Genomic DNA, 12,722 nt, shown 5'->3' with positions numbered 1-12,722 from the left:
GCCGGAAAATGGGCAGGATGTGTCACATCCCGCCCCGGTGCGCTGTCTCAGTGGAAGCGGCGGCCGTCGCCCCCGGCGAGGGGCGGCTGGGTCACTCGGCGGCCGGGGCCGTCCTCGCCGCCCACCGGTCGGCCCACGTCTCGAGCCGCATGAGCTCGGCGCAGAGGGTCCGGCCGTCCGGGGTCAGCGTGTAGCCCCGGTCCGCGCGCCGGACGATGGCGGCCTGGTCCAGCTCCGCCAGCCGCTGGGCGAGCACGCTGGAGGAGACGCCGTCGCACCGCTGCTGGAGCTCGCGGAAGGTGGCGGCCGGCTCCTGGGCGAGCTCCCAGATGATACGGAGCGTCCAGCGGCGGCCGAGGAGGTCGAACAGCGCCATGATCGGCCGCCCGGTCGCCGACCCCCGGACAGGCCGGCCCGGCAGCGGCGCGGACGGCGAGGCCCCCGGCCGGTCCGGCTCGTCCGCCATGTCCGTGCTCCCTTCGGGCGCCCGGATGCCCCGGGCCGCATGCTTCTTTTTCCGAAGCGGCGGTGTTAGCGTGGCCGCATGCCTCGATTTTCAAAGCACACGGTAGCGCCGCGCGTCGCCCCCGTCGAGCCGCCTTACGACGCGGAGACGGCCGCGGCGCTGGAGGCGCTGGGGCCGCCGATCGCCCTGTTCAGGGTCTTCGCCCGCCGACCGGACCGGGCGCACGGCGTCCACGGATGGGGGCGGTACTACCTGTCCCGCCGGGCGGCCCTGAGCCTGCGGCACCGCGAGCTGGTGATCGACCGGACCACGCGGCGGTGCGGAGCCGAGTACGAGTGGGGCGTCCACGTCGCGGTCTTCGCCGGCAAGGCCGGGCTCGACGCCGAGCAGATACGCTCCATCGTCGCCGGCGGCCCGGACGACGGCTGCTGGACCGACCCCGCCGACCGGGCCGTGCTCCGCGCGGTGGACGCCCTGTGCTCGGCGAACGACCTGTCCGACGACGAATGGCGGGAGCTGACCGGCGCGGTCGGCGAGGAGGGGGCGGTGGACCTGCTCCTGCTCTGCGGCTGGTACCACGCGATCTCCTTCGCCGCGCGCGTCCTGAGGCTCCGGCCCGAACCCGGCACCCCGGCTTTCGGCGACTACCGGTCGTGAAGGGCGTGCGCACGGCCGCCGGACGGAGGTCTCCCGTCCTCGGCCGCCCGGCTCAGCCTTCGCCCACCGTCTCCTCCAGGTAGGCCATGGCCTTCGCCGGCTCCTCGGCGAAGAAGACCAGCTCGGACAGGGGACGCGGCAGGAACCCCTCGTCCTCCATGCGCCTGAACTGCTCTTTCAGCCCGTCGTAGAAGCCGGCGGTGTTCAGGAGCACCAGCGGCATCGCCGTCTGGCCGTGCTTCTTCAGCTCCAGGATCTCGGTGGCCTCGTCGAGGGTCCCGGTCCCGCCGACCATGATCACCACGGCGTCCGCCTTCTCCAGGAGCAGCCTCTTGCGCTCGCCCAGGTTCTCCGCGATCACCATGTCGTCCACGCCGGGCCGGACCTTGTCCGCCAGGAACCGCACCGAGACGCCCATGAGCCGGCCGCCCGACTCGTGCACGCCGTCGGCCACGACCCGCATGAGGCCCGTGTTGGAGCCGCCCCACACCAGGGTGTGCCCGGCCTTGCCGATGAGCTCGGCGAACTCGCGCGCCGGCCGGGTGTAGGTCGCGGACAGATCGGCCGCGGAGAGGAAAACACAGATCTTCATACGGTCACCGTACGCGCGGCGGCCCGGGCCTTCTCCGTACACGCGGCGGGGCGGCCGGCGCCCTCACCTGGGGCGGAGACGGACGGGCATATGCCGGACGCCGGAATGCTTGTTGCTCCGCGTGTATTCGATCGGGCCGGTCGGTTCCGCCGAGTCCGTCCGGTCGAGAAGGGTGTCGAACACGACGTGCATCTCCACGCGGGCCAGCGCGGCGCCCAGGCAGAAATGGCCGCCGCGGCCGAATGCCAGGTGGGGATTCGGGCTGCGCGCGATGTCGAAGCGGTACGCGTCGGGAAAGACCTCGCCGTCGCGGTTCGCCGACGCCCACCACAGGGTGACCTTGTCTCCCGCGCGGATCGGCTGTCCGCCCAGGGTGACGTTCCGGGTGGCGGTACGGCGGTTGTAGGGCGTCGGTGAGGACCACCTCAGCATCTCCTCGACCGCGCCCGGGAGCAGGCTCCTGTCGTCCCGGATCCGCTCCCACGCCTCCGGGTTCTCCATCAGGGCGTGCATGCCTGTGGCGATGGCGTTCCGCGTGGTCTCGCTGCCCGCCGCGATCAGCAGGTTGAAGAGCATCTGCTGTTCAAGATCCGACAGGGGCTGTCCGTCGATGCGGGCGTGCGCGGCGAGAGAGAGCAGGTCGTCTGCCGGCTCGGCCCGTTTGCGCTCCAGCAAGGCAGACCCGTAGGCGAACATCTCCGCCGCGGCCCGCTGGGTGCGCTCGGTGCTCTCCCCCAGGGCCCGGTCTTCGTGGTCGAGCGTGGCATCGGCCCACAGCAGCAACTGGTGCCGGTCCTCCTGCGGGACGCCGAGAAGCTGCGCCACGGCCTGCAACGGCAGTTCGGCCGCCACGTCCGTCAGGAAGTCGCACTCGCCCTTCGCCAGCGCGGCGTCCACGATCCGCTCGGCACGCCGCCGCAGCTCCGCCTCGATCGCCCGCAGCGCGCGCGGCGCTAGGCTCGGCGTCAGCAGCCGCCGGAACCGCTGGTGCCGGGGGTCGTCCATCATGTTCAGCAGGACGCCTGCGGCGAACCCGCCGGGAAGGTCCTCGATGAGCGTGCCCCCGCCCTCGCGTCCCGGCCCGCCCTCCGAGGAGAACGTCCCGCCGTCGGACGCGGCGGCCACGATGTCGGCGTAGCGGCTGATCACCCAGAAGCCCTCGCCGCCGGGGGTGTTCGCGGTCGCGGGGTGGAACCAGACCGGCGCGTCGCGCCGGAGCGCGTCGAAGACCTCGTACGGGAACCCGTGCGCGAACCGATCCAGGTCGGTCAGATCAAGGCCGTCCATCGTCCAAGGCTGGCACCGCCACCGGGCGGAAACAACCGCTTGGTTGTCCGCTATTCGACGAGGTGGGTCTCGTAGACGACCGCGTCCGGGAGCCGCCCTCCCACGGTGACGAAGACGCCCTTGTTCAGCCAGTCCAGGTCGGGGGCGGCCGTCTCGATCGAGGTGGAGGCGCGGAAGACGTACTCGCTCGGGTCGACGTCCTCCCCGCGGCCCAGCCGGGCGAGGACCTCCGCGCTGCCGTGGCGCACCGAACGCGACCGGACGGAGAGCAGGTCGCCACGGTCGGTCCGCAGGGTGTAGCGGATGTCGCCCAGCGCGGTGCCGTCCGGCAGGACGGTCTGCCAGTCGGCGCCGGCCCCGGGCACGAGGACGCCCCGCAGGCCGGGACCGGTGAAGGTGCCGCCGGTCAGAGGCACGATGCGGCGGCGTCCCGCGGCGACCTCCCCCAGGTCCAGCGGCGGGGCGAGGGCTGCCTCCAGCCGGTACACCAGCGTCAGCCGGGGATCGGGCAGGCGGCCGCCGCCGGCCGCGGCCGGGTCGTTGGGGTGGGCGCCGAGCGGCGTGACGGTGACGCGCATCCAGTCGTACAGCGGCAGGCCGCGGAGCAGGGCGTCGAGCCGGGGACGGTCGTCGGCGCGGTACAACCCGAGGATCAGGCGTTCACCCGATTCGCTCTGCGTCGACCAGATCCTGGTGATGTGGCCCTGCGCCGCCAGGTCGGCCGCGGCGGCCGCCTCCGCGTCCTGCCGCCGCTTCACCTCGTCCTCGGGCGTCCCGTCGGGGACGGTGACCCGGAACTCGACGAGGAACTCCATGACGATCTCCTCCCATCGGGGAGCGCGCCGGTCACGCGCCCGAGGCGAACTGCTGGCCGCCGTCGACGTCGAAGGTCGCGCCGGTCACCGCGGTGTTGGCCATCAGGTGCACCGCCAGCGCCGCGACGTCGTCCGGCTGGACGACGCGCCCGATCGGCAGCGAGCCGCGCAGCTGCTCGCGCCGCTGCTCCAGCTGGTCGCCCAGCAGCCGCGCCGACAGCGCCGTGTCCACGAAACCGGCCGCGATCAGGTTGGCTCGGACGGGCGCCAGCTCCAGCGCCAGCACGGCGACGAGCGCGGGCAGCGCCACCGTCAGCGGCGACGACACCACCAGCCCCAGGCCGGGACGCCGCGCACCGGTCCCGCCCATGAACACCAGCGACCCTCCGGCCGGCATCCGCCCCGCCGCCGCCCGCGCGATCCGGATCGGCAGCCACAGATGCTCCTCGACCTGCCGCTGCGCCTGCGCGAAGTCCACGTCGGCCAGGCGCGTGTAGTAGTTGCTCCCGGCCGTCACCATCACATGGTCGATCCGTCCCGGCACGCCTTCGAAGAACCGCTGGAGGCGTTCGGGGTCCGTCGCGTCGAACGCCTCGGTGCTAGCCGCGCCGACGTCCGCCGCCGCCTCCCGCAGCCGCCCGGGATCGCGCCCCACCAGCACGACATCGGCGCCCTCGGCCCGTGCCAGGCGAGCCGTCTCCCGCCCGATGCCCGAGCTTCCGCCGATCACCACGACCGTCCGCCCCTGCAACCGGGCGTCGCCCTCACGAGGAGCACCGGGTTCCGTCATACCGCTTTCCCCTGGTCACGAGATGTCTCCGTCCATCGGCCCCCTTCCCGCGACACTCCCGATGCCTCCGCCGGAACCTTGATCCTGGAACGCGCAGCGCCCACCCTTGACCGCCCCTTGCCCTCCCCCCCGACACCCGGATCAGCCGACGAGGCGACGCGGCTTCGTCAGGGCGGGCTCCGGTTTCAGGGGGTGTGGAGGTTCCAGTCGAGTTCCCAGCGTCGTAGGGTCCCGTCCGTGCTCGCGGAGAGCGCGAAGCGGGCGTCGGCGCTGATGGCGACGGCGTTCACCGCCCCGGTGTGGCCGTCGAGGACACGCAGGCAGCGTCCGCCGCCGAGGTCCCAGATCCGCACGGCGGCGTCGGATCCGCCGGAGACGGCGAACCGGCCGTCCGGGGTGAACCGGACGCGCTTGGACCGGACCTTCGGCACCGAGTCGACGCCCCGGGGGTTGTCGGGCTCGTCGCCGAAGACGCGCAGGCACTCGCCGGTCGCGGTGTCCCACAGGCGGATCGTGCGGTCGGTGTACCCGCCGGCGGACAGGACGCGGCGGCCGTCCGGGCTCACGCAGGCCGACATCACCCAGTTGGTGTGGCCGTGCAGAACGCGCAGGCACTCGCCGGTCTCGGGGTTCCACAGCCGCACCGTCCCGTCCGCTCCGGCGGACGCGATCAGTTCCGGTGCGGTGTGGAGCGCGGTGATCCTCCCGGTGTGGCCCGGCAGTTCCCGCTCGCACGCGCCGGTGTCGAGGTTCCAGATCCGGATCACGGCGTCCGCGCCGGCCACGACGGCGCGCCGCGCGTCCTGGTCGAACGCGGCGGCGCCGGCGCCCAACGGGCCCAGGCGCTCGATCGTCTCGACGCGCTCGCCGGTCGGCAGCGCCCATGCGGAGACGGTTCCGTCGCGGCTCACGGCCGCGGCCCGCGAGCCGTCGCGGCTCACGGCGACGGCGTTGACGGCGCTCGGGTGCTTCGCGAACGTTCGCAGGCGGGTCCCGTTCTCCACGTCCCAGAGCCGGACGGTGCCGTCCTGCCCTCCGGCGAGGGCGGTCCGGCCGTCCGGGTGCGGGTCCACCGAGACGGGCGCGGCGCCGGACTCGAAGACCCCGGCCGGCCATGCGGAGCGGAGCCCGGTCCTGGTCGCGGAGCGGCCGAGGGCCCGCCACGCATCGAGCAGCCGCGGGTCCCGCTCGTGTCCGGGGACGGACCTGGCCTCGGCGAGCAGGGACAGGGCCGTCCGCGGGTCCGCCTCGCGGGCCCGGTCCATCAGGTCCGTCACCGCGGCGTCGAGCCCGCTCAGCTCGGCGTGCTCCCGCGGCCTGCTCAGCTGGAAGGGCGCGGTGTGCCGCGGGGGCACCGTCCACCAGCGCAGGCCGGACCGCCAGGCCGACAGCAGCACTCCCGTGTCCGGGACGAGATGAGCCGCCCGCACCGGGCCGTCGCCCCGGTAGGTGCGCAGGCACTGCCCTCCGTCGAGCGTCCAGAGCCGGACGGTGTCGTCCGCGCCCACGGAGATCAGGAATCCGTCGGACATCGACAGCGAGCGGACGATCCGGGCGTGCCCGGGCAGGGTCCGGACGTCCCCCGTGCGGAGGTCCCAGAGGCGGATCCTCCCGCCCGCGGCGAGCGCCGCGCGGCTCCCGTCGGCGCTGAGGCAGACCTCGTCGACGGCCTTGAAGCCGTCGCGGACGCGGGCGTCCAGGACGCGGACGCAGCGGCCGGTCGCGACGTCCCAGAGCCGCGCCGTGCCGTCCGCGCGGCCGGCGGTGAGGACGAGCCGCCCTTCGGCGTCGAGCGCCGTGACCGCCCTGCCCTGGTGCCCGTCGATCGCGAGCCGGAGCCCGCCGCCGGGGAAGTCCCATACGAGGACGGTCCCGTCGTAGGCGGCCGACGCGGCGGTCCGCCCGTCGGCGGAGAGGCACACCGACGACGACCACAGGGCCCGGTTCCAGCCGCCCGGTGCGCCGATCGCCCGCAGGCGGCGCCCCCCGGCCAGGTCCCAGAAGTGCACGGCGTCCGGACCGGCCGTGATCGCGGAGCGGCCGTCGCCGCTGATGCCGAGGGTGAACTCGACGCCGGGGGCCGTCAGCTCCGTCAGGCAGCGGCCGTCGCCGACGTCCCACACGCGCAGCACGCCGTCGCAGGCGACGACCGCGCGCCGCCCGTCGCCGGTGAACCGGACGCCCATCGTCGGGGGCTGCCTCGGGATCCGCATGCCGTCGAACGTCTCGACGCGCTCCTGGTAGGAGTACCAGGGGATGCGGCGCGTGCCGTTCGACGGCCGGGACCGGGCGGGCCCGTCGCGGCCGAGCATCGCGTCCGCCCGGTCGTGGTCGCCGCGTTCGCGGTGCACCTGCGCCAGCAGGCGGTGGGCGCCGTCCGGGTCGGTGCCACCGGAGACCGTCGAGTCGAGGGCCGAGACGAGGTCCTCGTCGGTGCACTCGCCGCGCCGCCAGCGGAGCAGGCCGGCGTTGTAGGTGGCGTTCAGGTGCTGCGGGTCGGCGGCCAGCGCCGCGGCGAACGCCTCGCCCGCTTCGGCCGGGCGCCCGAGGTCGAGCAGGGACACGCCGCGGTTGCTGAGCTCGTCGGCCCGCAGGTCCGCGACGACCGGGGCGGGACGCGGGCGGGACGTCCCGGCCGCCCGCCGGTGGATCTCCGCGAGTTCGGCGGCGACCTCGGTCAGGGACGCGGGCCGTTCGGCCGGGTCGGGCTTCAGGCACCCGTCCAGCAGATCGGCCAGCTCCGGCGGCAGTCCGGGGATCCCCGGCGCGGGATCCGCGCGACACGCGGAGAGCGCGGCGCCCGCCGCCGTCCCCGATCTCCAGGCGAGCCCGCCGGTGAACATCTCCAGCACGGACACGGCGAAGCTGTAGATGTCGGTGCGCCGCCCCACGGGCAGCCCCGCCGCCTGCTCCGGCGAGGCATAGGCGGGGGTCAAGCCGCTGGTGGACACCATGATGCTCGCTTCCGGAGGGGTGTCCGAGGCCGTCGGGGCGGCCGCCACCGGTCCGGCCACGGCCCGCGCCTTCGCCAGCCCGAAGTCGGTCACCTTCGCGACGGCCCCGTCCGGGGTGCCGTCCATCAGCACGTTGGCGGGCTTGACGTCCTGGTGCACGACCCCGCGGTCATGGGCGTGCGCCAGTCCCCACGCGAACTGCACCGCCACGTCCAGGATCCGGACGAGCGCCTCGTCCCGGCCGCCGCTGTACAGGCGGCGGTCATCGATCCAATCGCGCAGGCTGCCGCCGGGCACGTACTCGGCGAACACGCGGGGGACGCCGTCCAGGACGCGCACGTAATGGCAGCCGCACACGTTCGGGTGAAGGCCCAGCGACACCCAGATCTCCGCCTCGGCGACGAACCAGTCCCGCTGCGCCTCCCTCGCGAACAGCTCCGCGCGCGGGCACTTCACCGCCAGGTCCGTGGCCCACTCCAGGTGCCGGACCCGGTACACGACGCCCATCGCGCCGCCCTCGTGCACCTGCATGACCTCGTAGCGCCCGTCGACGACCTGGCCGACCCGCCACGCGTCGCCCGCCGCCGCCAGTCCCCGGTCCCCCGGTCGCATCGGGCCCACGGCCGGCGCGCCGGCCGGTCAGCGGGCGGAGCCGGGGCCCGGGGCCGCACGGCCGGGCACGAACTCGGGCAGCGCCGCGAAGCCGGGGTCGACCGTCGCCGTGGCCGTCGCCCAGCGCACCCACGCCCGCACCCGCGACAGCGGATGGTCGGGGAACTGCGCGTCCCATGCCGGGTCGTCGCCGCGGTGGAACGGCAGCGCGCCCTTCACCTCGGGGGCGTAGGGATGCGGGAGCAGCCAGCCGTCCAGCCCGACGCCGAGCGTCGCCATGATCGTCGCCTCGCGCATCCCGGTGACGCCCCTCTCCGCGGCGGAGCAGCCGAACATCACGTAGCGGTCGGCCTTGGCCAGGAAGATGTTCGCCATGAAGACCTGACCGCTGGGCGCGTTCGGGATCGGCGCCTTCACCACCTGGCAGACGCCGCGGACACCGCCGAGGACCACCGGCTCGGCCTCGATGAGGCAGCCCATCTGCGCGTATCCGGCGGCCAGGTTGCGGCGCATGGCGGGGACGTCCTCCAGCCAGGCCGGCTCCCCCAGCTGCGAGTTCGTGACGTTCTGGGTGATCCAGTCGCCGGTCCCCGGATGCACCCAGGTCGTCTCGTCGACGCGCTGCAGGCCGGTCGTGTTGAAGGTGACGACCACGGCTCAGATCTCCTTGTCGGCCGAACCGGCGCCGCCTCGCCGGAATGATCACACCCTACTCACGGGGCGCCGCCTCGCGGGATCTTTCGGTCGACAGCGGAGGAGATCCACAGCCGCGACACTCCACGCCGAACGCGCTCATGCCGGTTATGCATGTATAAGTGCCTCGTGACTGATTCGATCGAACTGGTGATCTTCGACTGCGACGGCGTGCTGGTCGACAGCGAGCCCATCGCGGTGCGCACCCACTCGGCGGTGCTGACCGCGCTGGGCTGGCCGCTGAGCGAGGCGGAGGTGACCGAGCGGTTCGTGGGCCGGTCGACCGCGTCGATCAACGAGCTGATCGAGGCGCGGCTCGGGCCGGAGCTGACCGCCGAGGCGGGCCGCCGGTTCGAGCGGCTGCACCGGGAGGCGGTGGACGCGGAGCTGGCGCCGGTCGACGGCATCGCCGAGGCGCTGGCGGCCATCACCCTGCCGACCTGCGTGGCGTCCAGCGGCAGCCACGAGAAGATGCGCCACACGCTCGGCCGGACCGGCCTGCACGCCCGCTTCGAGGGCCGGATCTTCAGCGCGACGCAGGTCGCGCAGGGCAAGCCCGCCCCCGACCTGTTCCTGTTCGCCGCCCGGGAGATGGGCGTCGACCCCGCCCGCTGCGTCGTGGTGGAGGACAGCCGCTACGGCGTCCAGGCGGCCCGCGCCGCCGGCATGCGCGTCCTCGGGTACGCGGGCGGCCTGACCCCGGCGGAATGGCTCGAAGGGCCGGGCACGGTCGTCTTCGACGACATGCGCGCCCTTCCCCGGCTGCTCGGCCTGGCGGACGGCACCGCCGGCTACGCCGAGGCGGCGGACGCGCTGGCGGAGCAGTACGAGAGCGTGGCGTTCGCCGACGTCCACGAGGAGGCGCTGCCGTTCCTGCCGGCCCCGCCCGCGCGCGTCCTCGACATCGGCGCCGGGACGGGCCGCGACGCCGCCGCGCTCGCCGGCCTCGGGCACCGGGTGGTCGCCGCCGAACCCGTCGCCGAGATGCGGGCGCACGGGCGGCGCCTGCACGCCGGCCGGCCGATCGAGTGGGTGGACGACCGGCTGCCCGACCTGCCCGCGCTGCGCGAGCGCGGCGACGAGTTCGACCTGGTGCTCCTCAGCGCCGTCTGGATGCACCTGGACGCCTCGGAACGCGCGCACGGCGTCAAGCGCCTCGCGGAGCTGCTCGCGCCGGACGCCACGGTCGTGCTGGTGGTCCGGCACGGCCCCGTCCCGCCGGGGCGCCGGATGTTCGACGTTCCGGCGGAGGAGACGATCGCGCTGGCCGAGAGCGTCGGCCTGCGCCTCGTCCACCGGGCGGACCGCCCCGACCTGCACGGCCGCCCCGGCGTCCGGATGACCACCTTCGTCCTGCGCCGCTGAGGGACCGCCGCCCGCCGCTTTGCAGGGAGTTTCCTGACAAGGGCCTTCCGGCCCTTCCGGAGGCTCGGCCGGGTTCCTAACCTGCTGGCAGGGAGAACGGCTGGAGGACGCCATGGGAACCGGCGGTATCGGGGAGCGGCTGAATCGCCTGCGGCGCTGCTGCGGATTCGACCGGAACGAGCTCCGGCGCGACGTGGACCGCGCCCAGTGGCTGATCGGGCTGGTCCTCCTGGCCGGATGCGCGGTGGTCGCCGCCCTGGTCTCGGTCCGCGTCGGCCAGGACGTCTACGGCGCCGGCGTCCGGACCGAGCATCGGGAGGCCGCGACGCTCCGGAGGGTCGAGGCCACCGTCACGGCGGCCGAGGAGCAGGTGTCGGGGCGCCAGGTGACGGTCACCTGGACCGACGCGACCGGGGCGCGGCGCACGGCCGGCTACCTGACCTGGCGGGCCGCCGCCGTGGGCGCGCGCCTGCACGTCTGGGCGGGTCCGCAAGGGGTCAGGGACGACCCGCCCCGGACGCACGCGCGGACCATCAGCGACACCGCCGCCTACGAGCTCGGTGCGCTGTCGGCGGTGGGGCTGACGTTCGGCGGCCTGTACACGCTGGTCCGGCGCCGCTGCGACCGGCTCCGGGACGAGCGCTGGGACGCCGCCTTGGCCGGGCTCGACCGGCACAGCATCGGCCCCTGACCGGCACGGCATCGGCCCCTAGCGGCACGCCATCGGCCGCCGGCCGGACGGGCGGCCCTGGACGTCGAGGGGCCGCCGGTCAGGAGTCCCGCAGCGGGACGCGCCAGACGAGGACGGTGCCGCCGGCCGGCCCGGGCCGGGTACCGAACGAGCCGCCCTGCTTCTCGGCGCGCTCGTGCATGTTGCGCAGGCCGCTGCGGCGGCCGTCCTCGGGGATGCCGACCCCGTCGTCCTCCACCCGCAGGGTCAGCTCGTCGCCGACGTCCACGGCCACGGCGACCTGCCCCGCGCGGGCGTGCCGCGCGACGTTCGACAGGGCCTCCTGCAGCACCGCGAGCAGGTGCTCGCCGGTCTCGTCGTCGACCTCCGTGTCGAGCAGGCCGTCCACCCGCACCGACGGCGCGAACCCGAGGTGCTCGGCGGCGGCGTCGACCACGGCGTGCACGCGGCCGCGCAGCGACTCCTCGTCGCCGGTCGCCTGCAGCGCGAAGATCGACGAGCGGATCTGCCGGATCGTGTCGTCGAGGTCGTCGACGGCGCGCTGGATCCGGGCCCCCACCTCCGGCCGCTGCGTGATCTTGATCGCGGCCATCAGCGTCATCGCGGTGGCGAACAGCCGCTGGATGACGGTGTCGTGCAGGTCCTTGGCGATGCGGTCGCGGTCCTCCAGCAGCGCGAGCCGCTCGGCGTCCCGGCGCCGGTCGGCCAGCTCCAGCGCCACCGCCGCCTGCCCCGCGAACGCCTCCAGCAGCCGCTGCGTCCCCTCGGAGAACACCGGCCCGCCCGGCGGGTTGACCACCGCGAGGACGCCCCGGGCCGACGAGCCCACGCCCAGCGGCACCACCAGCACCGGCCCGACCGGGACCTCGGCCGGCGCGCCCGCCTGCCGGGCCGCCTCCGCGCCGTCGGGCAGCCGCATGGCGACGCCCTCCCGGAACACCGTCCCGGCCACCGGGTGGTCCAGCGGCACGCGCAGCCCGCGCAGGCGGTCGGCGCCGGTGCCGTCGGCGGCCTCCACCATGAACGCGCGGCCGTCGTCCTCGGCCAGCGCCACGTTCGCCAGCCCGGCGTCGGCGATCTGGCGGGCGCGCTCGGCGACCAGCGAGGTGACCTCGTGGGGGTCGATGCCGGACAGCAGCGTCGTGGAGATCTCGGCCGACGCCTCCAGCCACCGCTCGCGGCGCCGCCCCTCCTCGTACAGCCGGGCGTTCTCGATCGCGACGCCGGCGGCCGTGGCCAGCGCGGTCACCACGATCTCGTCCTCCTCCTCGAACTCCCCGCCGCCGGCCTTCTCGGTCAGGTAGAGGTTGCCGAACACCTCGTCGCGGACCCGGATGGGCACGCCGAGGAACGTCCGCATCGGCGGATGGTTCGCCGGGAACCCGTACGACTCGGGGTGGTCGCTCAGGTCCGGCAGCCGCAGCGGGCGCGGCTCCTTGATCAGCAGTCCCAGGATGCCCTTGCCGTCCGGCCAGTGCCCGATCCGGGCGATCTCCTCGTCGCCGACGCCCACGGTGACGAACTGGACGAGCCGCTCCCCCTCCTCGCCGATCACTCCCAGCGCGCCGTAGCGCGCGTCGACCAGCGTGGTCGCGGCGTGGATGATCCGCTGGAGCACCGTCTCCAGGTCCAGCTCGCCGCCGATGGAGACGACGGCCTCCAGCAGGGCGTGCACCCGGTCACGGGTCGACCGCGCCGCCTCCAGCCGCGTCTGAAGTTCCGCCAAGAGATCGTCCAGCTGCAACTGCGGCAGGAGCAGCCGGGCACGGTCCTCGCCCGGCCGGAAATCGTCGCCCACGC

General features: G+C 74.5%; 11 protein-coding genes. 3 read left to right on the top strand and 8 right to left on the bottom strand.

Going from position 1 to position 12,722, the window contains the following annotated elements; translation table 11 throughout:
• Positions 1–91 precede the first annotated feature (91 nt).
• Positions 92–466: a helix-turn-helix domain-containing protein gene (locus tag amrb99_RS02335; protein ID WP_190851580.1), complete on the bottom strand. Its 375-nt coding sequence runs from the start codon at positions 464–466 to the stop codon at positions 92–94.
• 78 nt (positions 467–544) lie between these two features.
• Between amrb99_RS02335 and amrb99_RS02330 the strand changes: the two genes are divergently transcribed.
• A complete protein-coding gene (locus amrb99_RS02330; protein ID WP_190851577.1) occupies positions 545–1,123 on the top strand; it encodes a carboxymuconolactone decarboxylase family protein in 579 nt (192 codons plus the stop codon).
• 52 nt (positions 1,124–1,175) lie between these two features.
• Here the strand turns inward: amrb99_RS02330 and amrb99_RS02325 are convergent, their stop codons facing one another.
• The 6 genes from amrb99_RS02325 to amrb99_RS02300 form a co-directional block, all read right to left on the bottom strand.
• Positions 1,176–1,715 (bottom strand): TIGR00730 family Rossman fold protein, encoded by a 540-nt coding sequence (locus tag amrb99_RS02325; protein WP_190851575.1) that lies wholly within the window; start codon positions 1,713–1,715, stop codon positions 1,176–1,178.
• Positions 1,716–1,778: 63 nt separating this feature from the next.
• Positions 1,779–3,002: a cytochrome P450 gene (locus tag amrb99_RS02320; RefSeq protein WP_190851573.1), complete on the bottom strand. Its 1,224-nt coding sequence runs from the start codon at positions 3,000–3,002 to the stop codon at positions 1,779–1,781.
• A 50-nt stretch (positions 3,003–3,052) separates the two neighbouring features.
• On the bottom strand, positions 3,053–3,817 hold the full coding sequence (locus amrb99_RS02315) for a muconolactone Delta-isomerase family protein (protein ID WP_241755169.1): 765 nt from the start codon (positions 3,815–3,817) through the stop codon (positions 3,053–3,055).
• Between the two features lie 31 nt (positions 3,818–3,848).
• Entirely contained in the window at positions 3,849–4,607 is a 759-nt protein-coding gene (locus tag amrb99_RS02310) for an SDR family oxidoreductase (RefSeq protein WP_190851571.1), read from the bottom strand.
• 185 nt (positions 4,608–4,792) lie between these two features.
• Positions 4,793–8,173, bottom strand: a complete 3,381-nt coding sequence (locus amrb99_RS02305) for a serine/threonine-protein kinase (protein ID WP_190851568.1) — start codon at positions 8,171–8,173, stop codon at positions 4,793–4,795.
• 27 nt (positions 8,174–8,200) lie between these two features.
• Positions 8,201–8,827: a hypothetical protein gene (locus amrb99_RS02300; protein ID WP_190851565.1), complete on the bottom strand. Its 627-nt coding sequence runs from the start codon at positions 8,825–8,827 to the stop codon at positions 8,201–8,203.
• A 168-nt stretch (positions 8,828–8,995) separates the two neighbouring features.
• On the opposite strand from amrb99_RS02300, the gene amrb99_RS02295 reads away from it, so the two are divergent.
• The gene (locus amrb99_RS02295) at positions 8,996–10,231 is read left to right on the top strand and encodes an HAD-IA family hydrolase (protein WP_190851563.1); all 1,236 of its coding nucleotides are present in this window, start codon (positions 8,996–8,998) and stop codon (positions 10,229–10,231) included.
• A 112-nt stretch (positions 10,232–10,343) separates the two neighbouring features.
• A complete protein-coding gene (locus tag amrb99_RS02290) occupies positions 10,344–10,922 on the top strand; it encodes a hypothetical protein (RefSeq protein WP_190851561.1) in 579 nt (192 codons plus the stop codon).
• Between the two features lie 79 nt (positions 10,923–11,001).
• Here amrb99_RS02290 and amrb99_RS02285 read toward each other — a convergent pair whose 3' ends face one another.
• Positions 11,002–12,720, bottom strand: coding sequence for a GAF domain-containing protein (locus amrb99_RS02285; protein ID WP_190851558.1), 1,719 nt, complete (start codon positions 12,718–12,720; stop codon positions 11,002–11,004).
• Between the last annotated feature and the right edge of the window lie 2 nt (positions 12,721–12,722).

The organism is Actinomadura sp. RB99, from assembly GCF_014706005.1.
In the GTDB taxonomy this organism is placed as follows: domain Bacteria; phylum Actinomycetota; class Actinomycetes; order Streptosporangiales; family Streptosporangiaceae; genus Spirillospora.
This window is presented reverse-complemented; position numbering and strand designations above follow the sequence as displayed.